This window comes from Xenorhabdus mauleonii, from assembly GCF_900113945.1.
Lineage (GTDB): Bacteria > Pseudomonadota > Gammaproteobacteria > Enterobacterales > Enterobacteriaceae > Xenorhabdus > Xenorhabdus mauleonii.
The window spans coordinates 188,015-202,696 of sequence record NZ_FORG01000005.1; the positions used below are offsets into that span (position 1 = coordinate 188,015).

Genomic DNA, 14,682 nt, shown 5'->3' on the forward strand with positions numbered 1-14,682 from the left:
ATTCAACGTCTATCATTAGTGTGCCTATTCCTCATTAATTGGGGTATACCTGGCTAAAATTTTCTAACTGTTTTCGATCTGTCTCCAGAGGGAGATGATTTAATTTTTCATGAGGCGGTTTTGTTTATAATTTTGCTGCCAAAACCAGGCCATTTCTCTAATCTGATTTAATGATTCAAATAAGTACCCATTCAAAAACTCTCGGCGAAATGAGTCATTAAAACGTTCGATAAATCCATTTTGTTGTAATTTACCCGGTTGGATATGGCACAGCTCAATCTTATTACTTTCACAATAGTTCATCAGATTCATGGATATTAATTCAGGTCTGTTATCGCCCCGAATTTGTTGAGGTAATTCTCGCCCTTCTTTTAAACGCTCAAGTACGCGAATAATTCTCTAGGCGGGCAGTGAAGTATTAATTTCAATAGCCAATCATTCTCTTGTGCTTTCACCAATAATATTGATAATTCTGAATCGATTACCGCAATATACTACATCATGCAGAAAATCTAATAATTGCTGTCTCATTTTAGGGGAATTGGATAAAGACATCTTGTACTATTGCAGATGAAAAACAACTTATGGGATATTAAATAAAATGAAGCTAATAATTTTTGACTGTGATGGTACTTTAGTTGACAGTGAGCATTTGTGTAACTTGGCACTGCATGAAGAGTTAAAATTACTAGGTTTAGAAAGTGATCCAACCACTCTCCTAAACAGCTATCGTGGAATGAAACTAGCGAAAATAATTGAGTCTCTTGAACAACATTACCGCACAATTTTTCCAGAAGATTTTGAATCGAAGTATCGTTACAGAATGAATAATATGCTTGCAACAAATTTAAAACCTAATGAAGGGGTTGAAGAGTTACTAAAATCTCTTGATATTTCCTTCTGTGTAGCTTCATCAGCCCCAATGGAGAAAATATTGCTATCATTGAAAGTCACAGGGCTACTAAACTACTTTAAAGAAAACATCTTCAGTTCGTATGACATAAATTCTTGGAAACCTGAGCCAGATATTTTTTTGCACGCAGCCCAAAGTATGAGCACTGACCCAGAAGATTGTCTTGTTGTAGAAGACAGTTACGTAGGCATAGAGGCAGCATTTAATGCTAATATGAAGAGCGCTTACTTTAATCTTAACTCGACCATGGAATCTAAATTCAATGAGATTCAAATTAGTAATATGTCCGACGTCTTAGATATAATTCAAGTATGTAAAAAATCAGTCACTAGATGACGAAATGACTGGCATTTCAGCATTATTTACGCCTTCATTTTTTTGTATGTACTAGTTGCCTGAAATATTTATTGAACGTTATGTGCTTTATTAAACAACAAACCTATAGTTAAGTTGTGAAATACAATTAAATATACAACTTATTCATCGTCTGTTTAATTTTTACGAGCCTTGGCTTTATGAGAGAAAAAGTAAAAAAAACGTATAGGCTTGCAGAATCTAAATTAACAATTTTTGCAAACACAGCGACTCAGTAACACGTTCATTTCACGTATACGAAATCATCTGAGGAAGGTTATAGTCAAGACAGGATTCGCAGATTGCGAGCATTTGGTATCAAGAGAAGTCAAGAGCAACGAACCACTGTCAGATTTAAATCAGTCTCTTACAGTGTAAGCAAGAAGCTTAGTTAGAGGGCTAGTTTCATCAGCTATAAGACCCAGAATTAGATAACGTTGAGATAATTAAAATTGCATAAAGCAGCAACCCGAAAACAGTAACTATCCAATTAGCAATTGCATAATTCTTTTTATTTAAATTTGTGCTTTTTGAAAGGCTCCAATAGGCTAAAAACACCAAATTAACAACTGGAATCATGACTAGAATTATTGTCCAAACCCATTCTTTTGTAGAGATAACCTGTGTTCTATCATTCTGCTCCATAAATCATCCTGAAAAAATAAATCAATATTTAATCATATTGAAGTACATAAAATTTATTTATGCAATTGAATTAGAGAAGTATTTATTTTCCCTACTGAAAAATTTTTTTATCTCTGACCGTCTAGTTTTTGTGTTGCTGAAAACTCTGTGTCACTCTTTTAATCTCGCTAAAAACGCTACCGCGTGGGGTGTTGGGGCTTTGCCCTGACCAAGAATTTTGTCCCGTTTTTGACGAAACGAAGCGGTTTAGTGAATCTATTTAACATGCAGGAACACGTTGATTCACTGTCAGGCATTATTTTATTTGTCTCCTTAGAACCATTAATCTGCCCTGAGTCAGGTCGGATCCCTTGTTTCAGGTGAAGGTAACAACCATCATCCTGTTTTTAAAACAAACGAATAAATCTTAACTGTCAGTTACTATCTGAAACTAAAAACAATATTTTTGCCTATTCCCTTGAGCTGTGAGCGTACAGATAGGACCCAAATCCCCACTTTTCCTGAAGAAGTGGTTTATCTGGGGTAGCATTGTTTCTACAATATCTTTCAAGATAGACAGTCAGACGGAAAAGTTGATTAAGTCTTCTCAGTACTTTCAGTTTACTGTAATTTTTACTGTAATTTGGCGGATTGCATTCATTACTCAGGTGAGCGCTAAAATTTCTTTTTGTATACCTCTACGTATTCCAAAAGCCTGTCGCAGACAAGGTTGTTTCCAAAACCATTATTGGCCGCAGTAGCTACTGCACTAAACACCTGCATACACGCTGGAAAAACCACCAACAAGGTAAGAGCCGACATAAGCACGGCTATGGCAGCAAATGAGACAAATTACGGGTACAAATGAAGCAACGTGACAAACACTACTGCAGACAACATCAAACTGAAAGCCCATTGTGGTGTGGATGTGATATAGAATTTGGCATCATTATGCTTTGTCTGCCATAGACGCAATACAGTGGCAGAGCGATTGCGATGACAAAAGGTGCTCAAACGTAAAAAGGCAGGTTTTTGCAGTATAGTGGATCACTCTTTTTCTCACTTCTATCTTGAAACCGATCTCAATTATTCCTATCTAACCAGTATAAAATCCGTTGCTATACTCAGTATTAAATGTTTTTTCTGTTTGCGCATAGTAATGTGCATATATGAATAAATTAAGACAATTACATAATATAATTAATTGTTTTTGATGGAGAATTTAAAATAATGGGGTATTTACAAGCAAGATATGTTGCTATTGCTAAACGAATCTTAGGGTGGGTGATTTTTGTACCAGCTTTTTTGTCGACTTTTGTGTCAGTCGTAAATCTGGCGTGGCAACATGGCCTGAAAGGTGATGGAATTAATGCCGTATTTAATGATTTTATCAAGATGATGGCAGAAATGATTAAGTTCAATACACCTTTTTTAGATTTTTTTTGGAAAAATTCACCAACACCTGATCGAGTGATGGGAATGACCGGTGTAAATATCAGTTTTATTATTATTTATTTCTTAATGTTTGTTGGCTTGGCAATGAGTGCATCTGGTTTAAGAATGTACCGCCAATTTAAATACATTAAAGAACATATTGAAGATCAAATGCTCCTTGAAGATGCTAAAGAAAATGGAATGACTAAGGAGCAGTTAATAGAGAAAATTAAATTCCCCCGCCATAGCTTATTTAACCAGATTTTTACTCTCTATATATCGCCAATCATCATTGGAGCAATAGCTTATTTCTTATCTAGGCTACTGGGTTGGTAATATAAAAATAATGGCTGCGCAAGGAGGATTTACGCAGCTTTTTGATATTTATAGTTATATCTTTTTAGGTAAAGTGATTCCTGTTTTTGCTTTATTCACATTTTCTAATGTAAAAGTTTTTACTTTTTTCTTGGAAGGCGTTTGGTATCGATAATTCTTTGTATAGTTATTCGGATAAGATTTTATCAATTATATTTTGCGCTACGATGAAGTTATCTCCTCCGAAAAGGTTACATCGATTCAGCAAGTGATAGAGTTGGTAAATGGGTTGGCGTTCAATAAAATCGTGTGGCAATGGCCAAACACTTTGATAACCATCAAAAATTTGCAGAGGGAGTTCCGGATAAAGAGGTAACATCGCCAGATCACATTCGCGATCTCCCCAATAACAGGCTGGATCAAATATTACTGCGCATTCATCATTCAACGACGCACAATTGGTAGGCCATAAATCACCTTGCAAAAGAGAAGGTTGGGGGTGGTGGGAGTGTAATTTATCACTGACTATTTGGACAATTTGATTGATATCGCCAAATATCATTCCATTATCTGCCGCGATTTGTAATTGCCAACCTATTCGTTTTTCGGCATAAAACTGATTCCAGCGTTTTTGCCATCCATTGGGCTGTATGGTGGTTGCAAGCATGTTATCAAAGTCAAAACCAAATTTTGGTTGTTCACTCCATTGATGCAGCTTAGCCAAGTGTTGACCGAAACAATATGCGCTATGGGCATTGAATGGTTTAAGAGGCAAGTATTCCAGCAAAAGGAAACTATAGTCACGATCATGTCCCACGCCAAATACTTCAGGAACACGAACTGTTTTACTGCGAGCCAGTAATTCTAACTGTTCTGCTTCTGCTTTAAAAATTGGCAGCATTTCTTTCACATTAGATTTAACGAAAATATACTGTTCGCCATATTCAATGCACCAAGAACGGTGTATATCGCCACCCGCTAATTCTGTTTTATTGTGAATTTCAGCGTCACCAAAATGATCACTTAATAGACGGTTCACGGTTTGCCACATGATTCACCTCATTAAGTTGACAATTGCTATGTCCATATTACAGCTAGATGCAACATTTGAACAGGATAAAAAGGGTTTTAATAGCAATTAATAAGGCCATATCTCAAATCCGATATGGCGCTCTACGTTGGTTAATTTGATTTTTCTGGCATTGATACAGTTTGAGGGGAAGTTCTTTTGCTGGATTTTTTGTTTGCCTTTTTGCGAGCCAGTCTTATTTGGCTATAAATAAGTGCTGCGATGAAAAAGATTGCTTGAATAATGACAATGCAAGGCCCTGTTTCTCCATCAATGTGGAAACTGATAATTGTACCGAGCACACAGGATAATACGGATGCAATCGTGGCGACAATCAGCATGCGATCAAAACTCCGGCAAAGAATAAAAGCAATGATGCCAGGTGAAATCAGCATTGCAATCACAAGAATAATGCCGACTGCTTGCAGTGATGCGACAATGGTTAACGCCAGCAGAGATAATAAACCGTAATGCAATAGCTTAACAGGGAGGCCAACAACACGTGCCTGGTTGGGATCGAAACAATAGAGCATAAAGTCTTTTCGTTTCAGCAGGACAACCGCAAGCGTGAGCCCAGCAATGCACATTGTTTGAATCAATTCATTTTGTGTAATGCCAAGTATGCTGCCAAACAGTATATGAGTCAGGTGCTGATCGGTATCTATCCGGGTAAACAAAACTAACCCAAATGCAAACATGCCAGAGAAAACAATTCCCATGACCGTATCTTCTTTAACTCTACTGTGTTCTTTCAAGTATCCAGTGGCAAATGCACAAAATATACCGGATAAAAAAGCACCCACTGCAAGTGGTATTCCAGCGACAAAGGCCAGAACGATACCGGGCAGGACTGCGTGGGAAATGGCATCTCCCATCAGTGACCAACCTTTTAAGACCAGATAACAAGACAGCACTGCACAGACAGCGCCCACCATAATGGCCGCCAGAATGGCTCGCTGCATAAAATCGTGCATAAAAGGCTCAGTGATTAACTCAATAAATTCATTCATGGATGCTTTCCTGAGTTAAGGCCATGGATTCCTTTCTGGCGCGTCTGCGAGAAGCCAACATGCCGTGCTTGGGAGCAAAGAAAAAAGCCAGCAAAAAGATTAACGTTTGCATCGTGACTATCACACCACCAGTTGCGCCATTAAGAAAATAACTCAAATATGCCCCAGAACCACTGGTGAGTGAGCCGATAGCAACGGCAATGATCAGTAAATTTTTAAACCTGTCTGTCAATAAGTAAGCCGTTGCGCCCGGAGTAACAACCATAGCAATGACCAGAATGGCTCCTACCGTTTGTAATGCAGCAACAGTACAGGCACTTAATAAAGTAAAGAAAATTATTTTTAATCTTAATGGAGATAAACCGATAGAGCGTGCATGGGTTTCATCAAAAAAAACAACCAATAAGTCTTTCCAGAGCAGCATTAAAACGACAAAGGAAACGGCGATAATAATCTCGACTTGTAGAACGTCTTCATCTGCAATACCTAAGATATTACCCATGATAATCGTTTGCACATTCACAGAGGTGGGATTTAAAGAAACGATGAGTAATCCAACAGCAAAAAAAGTCGAGAATATAAACCCGATCACCGCATCTTCACGCAACCGAGTAATGTGGCGTACTAATGTCATTGATAATGCGGCGAGCATGCCGGTAAAAAAAGCGCCGCCAGCATAAGGCAAACCTAAAGCATATGCACCGGCTACGCCGGGTACAACGGAGTGGGAGAGGGCGTCTCCCATTAATGACCAGCCTTTCAACATCAAATAAGCAGATAAAAAAGCGCAGACTGCACCAACGATGGAACTTACCCACATAGCTTTTACCATGTAGTTGTAATTGAATGGCTGTAATAACAACTCCATCATGGCTAATTTTCCTTCTGTTTTGGACTCTGTCGCGGAGGAACATGATGGTCATGCCCATAAAAGACGGCCGCACGTTCGTCATCAGTAATGACGGTCAGTGAACGAGGGTCATCGTCATCATGCAATTCTGGGCCAGAAAGATTTATATGGCGTAAAACTCCACCGAACGTAATTTCCAGATTTTTTTGAGTAAACGTGGTTTCAGTTTGTCCACTGGCCAATACTGTGCGGTTGATCAAAATAACATGATCGCAAAACTCGGGCACACTTCCGAGGTTATGAGTGGAGACTAAAATTAAATGGCCTTCATCTCGTAAGTCACGAAGTAAACTAATGATGGCATTTTCCGTTTTAACATCAACACCGGTAAAAGGTTCATCCAGAAGCAGTACCTTTCCTTCTTGGGCTAATGCCCGGGCTAAAAACGCCCGTTTTTTCTGGCCACCGGAGAGTTCACCAATTTGCCGATCGCTCAGGCCGCTTAGTCCAACACGTTCGAGTGCTTTACCTACGATTTCATGATCATGTTTACTGGGGCGACGTAAGAATCCCATTTTTCCATAGCGGCCCATCATCACGACATCGGAAACTAGCACAGGGAAGTTCCAATCGACTTCTTCAGTTTGTGGGACATATGCAATGATGTTTTGTTTTAACGCTGCTTTAATCGGTTGGTTATTAAGGGTAACTTTACCTTGAGAGGGATTTACCAGCCCCATAATGGTTTTAAATAATGTAGATTTTCCACTGCCATTCATGCCAACCAATGCACAAATTGTGCCGCCGGTAATGTCAAAGCTGGCATCATAGATTGCAGTGTGCCCATTGTTATAAGTGACAGTCGCGTTATCGACAATTAAATGAGGTGGTTCAATTAATGGTCGTTGATTCAACGATGAACGGTTCATTGATTAAACCCTTTTGCAATGGTATCAACAGTCGTATTCAGCAGATCGATGTATGTAGGAACAGGCCCTTTTGCAGTAGAAAGGGAATCTACATAAAGTACGCCGCCGTAACGTGCCCCGGTTTCTTTACTGACTTGTTTTGCAGGTTTATCCGAGACAGTACTTTCACTGAAGACAACGGGGATTTTATTGGCTCTTACAGTATCAATGACACTGCGTACTTGTTGGGGGGAACCTTGCTCTTCAGCGTTGATGGGCCATAAGTAAACTTCTTTGAAACCATAGTCCTGCGTGAGATAGCTGAAAGCGCCTTCACTAGTCACCAACCAGCGTTGCTCTTTCGGAATGCGTGAAAGCCGCTCTCTAAGTGGTGAATCTAGCTGGGCGATTTTTTCTGCATAGATTTTGGCATTGCGATTATAAGTTTCAGCATTTGCCGGGTCGTGTGTGACAAGCGCCTTACGGATATTTTCGATATAAATCAGGGCGTTTTTGGGCGACATCCAGGCATGGGGGTTGGGGTTTTTATTGTAAGGCCCTTCACGAATTGGAAGAGGGGTAATACCTTCAGTAATAACAGCGACCGGTATATCTTTCATATTTTCAAAAAAACGCTCAAACCAACGTTCAAGGTTTAATCCATTCCAAAGAATAAGATCGGCACGTTTTGCTTTAATAATATCCTTTGGTGTTGGCTGATAGTCGTGAATCTCTGCACCAGGTTTTGTTATGGAGTCAACAATGGCCGCGTCACCGGCGATATTTTGGGCCATATCTTGAATAATGGTGAATGTCGTAACGACCCTGAATTTTTTCTCTGCATGGGCAAGTTGGCTAAAGAAGAACATTGCTGATAGTGCAATGATCAAGGTAAATATTGGGAAAACAGAAATTGAGTGCTTTTTGACCATTGTAATAAACCTTACTTGTTATACATATAATTATTGATAATGATTATCAGTATCATTTGTGTAAAGTCAAGGCGTTAACGAATTAAATTCGTAATAGATTTGATATCTGCATGCTTAATTTCCGGCAATTCAGCATGGCAGTGATGACTCCCATGCGAACAAAAAAACGAGATATTGTCCAGAATTATCCAAGATAAATAGGTTAATTTATTTTGATAAATATACTCCCATAGGCTTTGAGCTGTACCAGCCAGACCAAGACTGACTCCTCATTCATTTCTGTAAGCATAGATAATCATGCTAACGGGGGCAGAGAGTGCAGCCAACAAGAGGTCACTTGAAAGTTGATAGGCATAACAGAAAAATATTTTTCGCTTATCAAAAAAATTATATATCCTTTATAAGATCAATTTTATCTTAGGGGGAAAACGCGTGAAATCAAGGTTTGGCTATATTGCATCAGTTCTGTTATTGGTGGGATGTTCGGGGCAAAATGCGCAGCAATCAGGCGTTCAAGCTCAACCTACTGCAACACGCATGCTTAATGACAATAACGCCGCGTTTGGTTCTCGTAAGTTTACAAATAAATCTGAACCAACACCATTTGATGCTTTCATTGAACAAGCGTCAAAACGCTATGGTGTTGATGAAATGCTTATTAAAGCGATTATTCAAGTAGAATCCGGTTTTCGCCCAGAAGTTATCAGCAAATCAAATGCTGTTGGATTAATGCAGATTAAAGCATCCACGGCAGGGCGGGATGCTTACAAAATGAAAGGAAAATCAGGGCAGCCAACGATGCGTGAATTGAAAGATCCTGAAACCAATATTGACCTCGGGACTGCCTATATTAGCATATTGAAAAAACAGCATTTAGGCGGAATTGTTAATCCTGAAACATTGTATTATGCCACGATAGTTGCATACGTGAATGGCGCAGGAGCGTTATTGCGGACATTTGATTCCAATCGGGCTTTGGCAATCACTAAGATTAATCAAATGACGCCAAATGAGTTTTATCAATATGTTCAAAATAATCATCCTGCACCACAGGCTCCACGTTATTTATGGAAAGTAAAAAACGCTTATCGTGCATTAGGGGAAGTTCAGTGATGACATAACCTATTATTTTCTGTTTTTCATTAAGAATGATGGCAGGCTTGGTACTCTTTTAAAGAGGTTTCTAGCATCGGTGTATGTTTGATTTCTTATCTTTGCAAACCTACTAGGCCAACTGGGATTGACGTTAGTATAATAGTGTTCATCTCTCATTTTTTGGATTAAATGAAACAATTCATCATCATTTTGAATAACGCATACCATATTAAACGGCGCAATATTTTTTGGTAACACAAATATGGCGGGATAATTAGTGGCTGGATCAGTATAAGGGTTTTCTGTATCTGCACCATGGTGTATAAGATTGGGGTTATTTCCAGCAATCAACACATTAATCTCATTTATGATTTTTATGATTCGTCTAGTGACAACGCCCATATCGGGTTGCTTTTCTTGATTTTTCATATTGTTATCACAATAGCTAGGATATATGCCTGCGTTTTTATCGTGTTTTATAATTCTATCATTTACGCCATAATCAGCGATATGTACGCCGATTAATAACAAATCATAATCTGCCGTTAATGGTTTGCTTTGTTCATTGGGGGCTAATACTTTGATCGGTTTGTTCTTGTATAGAACTTTAAGATATTGTTCTTCTTGTTTTTTATTTGAGTCTACTGGGACTAATTTGAACGAATACTCGTTGCCACTTGGTCTTTTTGAAATATAATCATTAGAATTTGGGGAATTACTATTTCTCATAATAAGTCTTTCACCCATTAACTCTTGCAATCGCCCTCTGGTTATTTTTAAAGGAATTGAGGTAGCATAGCGAGCATTAATACAATCTTGCACTTTCTGATTAAAATATTCAATTTCTAAACCAGAAGTACCTTCTAGCTTGCTGAATAATTGGTTTTCACAGATGAATCCGGCCTGAGGTCCCCAATTTGAACTTTTTCCTTTTATATCAAGTGATTTTGTGGGGTATCCATCCCTAATTAATGAGCCAGCCAGGCTTTCTACTGGCCGAATACCGACAATACAATTATTAATCGCTGCATATCGTTGTAGTTTAATTACATGGCTATAATCAATTCCACCCAAGAAACCTGTTAAACCTTTAACTAACTCTTCAGGTGATTGTGATGTTTCTTCTTTTATGTTGTGCTCGATTTGCATATAACAACCTTTTGTTCTTTCCCAATGTGAAATACAAAATAGATTTAATGTGTCTTTTAAATTATTCTAGGTTTCTTTTAATGGAATTATAACTATAAGTAAATATATCTCTATGTTTTTTTATCTTAAATTTATTAAAGTGAATTATGTTTATATGTTAAGTTTTTATTTTTACATTTGTATTTTTAATGCATTGTGTAGAGAAATTATTATTTTTCATTTAAACTTGCTCAAGTAAAAGATAAGCATTATATGGTCTGAACTAAAATATCTAATGTGTGCTTATAATTTCTAAATGTGATATAAATTAAAAGGATATATGTTAAATTAAATCTGATAATTCAGTGCATTCAATGTAGTAATCTAATTAAATATAGCTTTCGGAGTAATAAGAAAGTGAAAAAATTCCGTGGTATCGTAAAAAACAGTTTTATTCGCTGAGATACCAAGATCTTTCTGCGGAATGCATACCGAAAAGATAGTTTTTGATTTTTCAAAATAATAAATAATTATCAATTAATTGATAAAGTTGATTTGATATCAATATGAACTATTTCAACATCTGCTCTGTGTGATAGTATGCTCAGCGAGTTAGGATAAATGTACAGGATACATTTGAATAATGTGTCATAAATGTGTACACATCTTGCGGAGTGAAGCAAGAGTTTGTTTCTAACGTATTGATTAACAATGAATTTGATTTAATGCAAGTGATCTTTCGTATGGGTCACCACTGTATATAAGGATTTTAAATGCCTGTTATTACTCTTCCTGATGGTAGTCAACGTCAATTTGAGCATGCTGTTTCTGTAATGGATGTGGCGCGTGATATCGGCACTGGTTTGGCAAAAGCATGTATTGCCGGCCGTGTTAATGGTGAGTTGGTTGATGCCTGTGAATTAATCGAAACTGATGCCAACCTTGCTATTATCACCAGTAAAAATGATGAAGGTCTGGAAATAATCCGTCACTCATGTGCTCACTTGTTAGGTCATGCAATCAAGCAGTTGTGGCCTAATACGAAGATGGCCATTGGCCCTGTAATTGACAATGGTTTCTATTACGATATCGATTTGGATCGCTCTTTGACGCAGGAAGATATCGAGTTGCTTGAGAAGCGTATGCTGGAACTTGCCAAAAAAGACTATGACGTTATCAAGAAAAAGGTCAGCTGGCAGGAGGCGCGCGACACATTTGCAGCTCGTGGCGAAGAGTATAAGGTTCAGATTCTGGATGAGAATATCAGCCGTGATGATCGTCCGGGTTTATATCACCATGAAGAATACGTTGATATGTGCCGTGGGCCGCATGTTCCTAATATGCGTTTCTGCCATCATTTCAAACTGCAAAAAGTTGCAGGGGCATATTGGCGCGGCAATAGCGACAACAAAATGTTGCAACGTATTTATGGTACTGCCTGGGCTGATAAGAAACAGCTCAATGCTTATTTGCAGAGATTAGAAGAGGCGGCTAAACGCGATCACCGCAAAATTGGTAAGCAGCTTGACCTGTATCATATGCAAGAAGAAGCACCGGGTATGGCTTTCTGGCATAACGATGGCTGGACCATTTTCCGTGAGCTGGAAACTTTCGTCCGCATGAAGCTTAAAGAGTACCAGTATCAGGAAGTTAAAGGCCCATTCATGATGGATCGCATCCTGTGGGAAAAGACAGGACACTGGGAAAACTATAAAGAAAATATGTTCACCACTTCATCGGAAAACCGTGAATATTGCGTAAAACCGATGAACTGTCCGGGTCATGTCCAGATTTTCAATCAGGGATTGAAATCTTATCGTGATTTGCCGTTGCGTATGGCTGAATTTGGTAGCTGCCACCGTAACGAGCCATCAGGTGCATTGCACGGATTGATGCGTGTACGTGGCTTTACTCAGGATGATGCACACATTTTCTGTACCGAAGAACAAATTCAGCAGGAAGTTAGCAGCTGCATCAAAATGATTTATGATGTATACAATACATTTGGTTTTGAGAAGATTATTGTTAAATTATCAACTCGCCCAGAAAAACGTATTGGCACGGATAAACAATGGGATGAAGCAGAAGCGGATCTCGCCAAAGCATTAACCCAAAATGGTATCGAATTTGAATACCAACCGGGTGAAGGGGCATTTTATGGCCCTAAAATTGAATTTACTCTACATGATTGTTTGGATCGTGCGTGGCAATGTGGTACTGTGCAACTGGATTTTTCACTGCCAGCGCGTTTGAGTGCGTCATATGTGGGTGAAAATAACGAACGTAAGGTTCCTGTAATGATTCACCGTGCGGTTCTGGGCTCCCTGGAACGCTTCATCGGTATTCTGACAGAAGAATATGCTGGGTTTTTCCCAACATGGTTGGCGCCTCAGCAGGTCGTCGTCATGAATATTACCGACGGTCAGGCAAATTATGTACAGGAATTGGTTAAAAAACTTCAAGATGCAGGCATTCGTGCAAAAGCAGACTTGAGAAACGAGAAGATTGGCTTTAAAATTCGCGAACACACTCTGCGTCGTGTACCTTACATGCTTGTTTGTGGTGATAAAGAAGTCGAGTCAGGAAAAATTTCTGTCCGTACTCGCCGTGGCAAGGATTTAGGTAGCATTGACGTCAACGAGTTTACAGAAAAACTGCTGACAGAAATTCGCAGTCGCAATCTTCATCAATTGGAGGAATAAGGTATTAAAGGCGGAAAAAGAATTCAACCGGCGCGCCCAAATCGCATTAATGAAGAGATTCGCGCCACTGAAGTTCGTTTAACTGGATTAGATGGCGAACAGATTGGTATTGTCAGTCTGAAAGAAGCTCTTGAGAAAGCCGAGGAAGCTGGTGTTGATTTAGTTGAAATCAGCCCAAATGCCGAACCGCCGGTTTGTCGTGTGATGGATTACGGCAAGTTCCTCTATGAGAAGAGTAAGTCGATCAAAGAGCAGAAAAAGAAACAAAAGGTTATTCAGGTTAAGGAAATTAAATTCCGTCCTGGTACAGATGAAGGCGACTATCAGGTCAAACTACGCAACCTGATTCGTTTTCTGGAAGATGGCGATAAAGCTAAAATCACCCTGCGTTTCCGTGGGCGTGAGATGGCGCATCAACAAATTGGTATCGAAATGCTTAACCGCATTCGTGACGATTTGAGTGAACTGGCAGTAGTCGAATCCTTCCCAACGAAGGTTGAAGGCCGCCAGATGATCATGGTGCTCGCTCCTAAGAAGAAATAGTCAGGCAGACAAGTAATAGGCTCCAGCCAATTCTGGATGGGGTCTATTCGCCTTACTAGTTCGTTGTAATTAACAATGCGAAGTGGAAATTTAAAATGCCAAAGATTAAAACAGTACGCGGCGCAGCTAAACGCTTCAAAAAAACCGCAAGTGGTGGTTTCAAGCGTAAGCACGCTAACCTTCGTCACATTCTGACTAAAAAATCAACTAAGCGTAAACGTCATTTACGTCCAAAAGGCATGGTCTCCAAAGGTGATCTGGGCCTGGTTGTTGCTTGCCTGCCTTACGCATAAGCAAGTTTTTTTTAGATTAGAATATAGAGACGATAGGAGAAGTATATGGCTCGCGTAAAACGTGGTGTTATTGCCCGTGCACGTCACAAGAAAATTTTAAAACAAGCGAAAGGTTACTACGGTGCTCGTTCGCGCGTTTATCGTGTTGCTTTCCAGGCTGTTATCAAAGCTGGTCAGTACGCTTACCGTGACCGCCGTCAGCGTAAACGTCAATTCCGTCAACTGTGGATTGCACGTATCAACGCTGCTGCACGTCAGAACGGCATGTCTTACAGCCGTTTCATCAACGGCCTGAAAAAGGCTTCGATTGAAATCGACCGTAAGATTCTGGCTGACATCGCTGTATTCGACAAAGTAGCATTTGCTGCTCTGGTTGAAAAAGCGAAGGGCGCTCTGGCATAAGTCAGGTTAAAAGAGGGAGCTTGCTCCCTCTTTTACTTTTTCTCAAAATGTGGCTTACTATTATTTACTTAGGTTTGCTAATTAGTAGTATTTCAACTAATCAACTCAGA

At 39.2% G+C, this 14,682-nt stretch carries 14 protein-coding genes and 1 pseudogene; 7 read left to right on the forward strand and 8 right to left on the reverse strand.

Annotated features, from left to right (window positions below):
* Positions 1 to 34: 34 nt before the first annotated feature.
* Positions 35 to 525, reverse strand: a pseudogene (locus tag BM100_RS07055) (integrase core domain-containing protein); the annotation flags it as partial.
* 76 nt (positions 526 to 601) lie between these two features.
* Here BM100_RS07055 and BM100_RS07060 point away from each other — a divergent pair.
* Positions 602 to 1,249, forward strand: coding sequence for an HAD family hydrolase (locus tag BM100_RS07060; protein WP_092509333.1), 648 nt, complete (start codon positions 602 to 604; stop codon positions 1,247 to 1,249).
* 426 nt (positions 1,250 to 1,675) lie between these two features.
* Here BM100_RS07060 and BM100_RS07065 read toward each other — a convergent pair whose 3' ends face one another.
* Positions 1,676 to 1,912 carry a hypothetical protein gene (locus BM100_RS07065; protein WP_092509335.1) on the reverse strand — a complete coding sequence of 79 codons (237 nt, stop codon included), beginning with the start codon at positions 1,910 to 1,912 and terminating at the stop codon, positions 1,676 to 1,678.
* Positions 1,913 to 3,121: 1,209 nt separating this feature from the next.
* Here BM100_RS07065 and BM100_RS07075 point away from each other — a divergent pair.
* Positions 3,122 to 3,661, forward strand: a complete 540-nt coding sequence (locus tag BM100_RS07075; protein ID WP_092509337.1) for a YniB family protein — start codon at positions 3,122 to 3,124, stop codon at positions 3,659 to 3,661.
* Positions 3,662 to 3,827: 166 nt separating this feature from the next.
* Here BM100_RS07075 and BM100_RS07080 read toward each other — a convergent pair whose 3' ends face one another.
* The 5 genes from BM100_RS07080 to BM100_RS07100 form a co-directional block, all read right to left on the reverse strand.
* Positions 3,828 to 4,691: a fructosamine kinase family protein gene (locus BM100_RS07080; RefSeq protein ID WP_092509339.1), complete on the reverse strand. Its 864-nt coding sequence runs from the start codon at positions 4,689 to 4,691 to the stop codon at positions 3,828 to 3,830.
* Between the two features lie 131 nt (positions 4,692 to 4,822).
* Complete coding sequence (locus BM100_RS07085; RefSeq protein ID WP_092509341.1) at positions 4,823 to 5,719, reverse strand: metal ABC transporter permease; 897 nt, start codon at positions 5,717 to 5,719, stop codon at positions 4,823 to 4,825.
* Complete coding sequence (locus tag BM100_RS07090) at positions 5,712 to 6,590, reverse strand: metal ABC transporter permease (protein ID WP_092509343.1); 879 nt, start codon at positions 6,588 to 6,590, stop codon at positions 5,712 to 5,714. Before BM100_RS07090 ends, BM100_RS07085 begins: the two co-directional genes overlap by 8 nt.
* Before the next feature lie 2 nt (positions 6,591 to 6,592).
* Positions 6,593 to 7,498 (reverse strand): manganese/iron ABC transporter ATP-binding protein, encoded by a 906-nt coding sequence (locus tag BM100_RS07095; protein ID WP_092509345.1) that lies wholly within the window; start codon positions 7,496 to 7,498, stop codon positions 6,593 to 6,595.
* On the reverse strand, positions 7,495 to 8,409 hold the full coding sequence (locus BM100_RS07100) for a metal ABC transporter substrate-binding protein (protein ID WP_092509347.1): 915 nt from the start codon (positions 8,407 to 8,409) through the stop codon (positions 7,495 to 7,497). The genes BM100_RS07095 and BM100_RS07100 overlap by 4 nt, the downstream gene beginning before the upstream one ends.
* Positions 8,410 to 8,841: 432 nt before the next feature.
* Between BM100_RS07100 and BM100_RS07105 the strand changes: the two genes are divergently transcribed.
* Complete coding sequence (locus tag BM100_RS07105) at positions 8,842 to 9,522, forward strand: transglycosylase SLT domain-containing protein (RefSeq protein WP_175494925.1); 681 nt, start codon at positions 8,842 to 8,844, stop codon at positions 9,520 to 9,522.
* A 12-nt stretch (positions 9,523 to 9,534) separates the two neighbouring features.
* Here BM100_RS07105 and BM100_RS07110 read toward each other — a convergent pair whose 3' ends face one another.
* Complete coding sequence (locus BM100_RS07110) at positions 9,535 to 10,653, reverse strand: anthrax toxin-like adenylyl cyclase domain-containing protein (protein ID WP_092509349.1); 1,119 nt, start codon at positions 10,651 to 10,653, stop codon at positions 9,535 to 9,537.
* A 752-nt stretch (positions 10,654 to 11,405) separates the two neighbouring features.
* On the opposite strand from BM100_RS07110, the gene thrS reads away from it, so the two are divergent.
* The 4 genes from thrS (at position 11,406) to rplT (ending at position 14,572) form a co-directional block, all read left to right on the forward strand.
* Positions 11,406 to 13,334 carry a threonine--tRNA ligase gene (thrS, locus tag BM100_RS07115; RefSeq protein ID WP_092509351.1) on the forward strand — a complete coding sequence of 643 codons (1,929 nt, stop codon included), beginning with the start codon at positions 11,406 to 11,408 and terminating at the stop codon, positions 13,332 to 13,334.
* A 3-nt stretch (positions 13,335 to 13,337) separates the two neighbouring features.
* Positions 13,338 to 13,877, forward strand: a complete 540-nt coding sequence (gene infC / locus BM100_RS07120) for a translation initiation factor IF-3 (RefSeq protein ID WP_092509353.1) — start codon at positions 13,338 to 13,340, stop codon at positions 13,875 to 13,877.
* Between the two features lie 95 nt (positions 13,878 to 13,972).
* Positions 13,973 to 14,170 carry a 50S ribosomal protein L35 gene (gene rpmI / locus BM100_RS07125; RefSeq protein WP_006118955.1) on the forward strand — a complete coding sequence of 66 codons (198 nt, stop codon included), beginning with the start codon at positions 13,973 to 13,975 and terminating at the stop codon, positions 14,168 to 14,170.
* Positions 14,171 to 14,215: 45 nt separating this feature from the next.
* Positions 14,216 to 14,572 carry a 50S ribosomal protein L20 gene (rplT, locus tag BM100_RS07130; RefSeq protein WP_010847342.1) on the forward strand — a complete coding sequence of 119 codons (357 nt, stop codon included), beginning with the start codon at positions 14,216 to 14,218 and terminating at the stop codon, positions 14,570 to 14,572.
* The last annotated feature ends 110 nt before the right edge of the window (positions 14,573 to 14,682 follow it).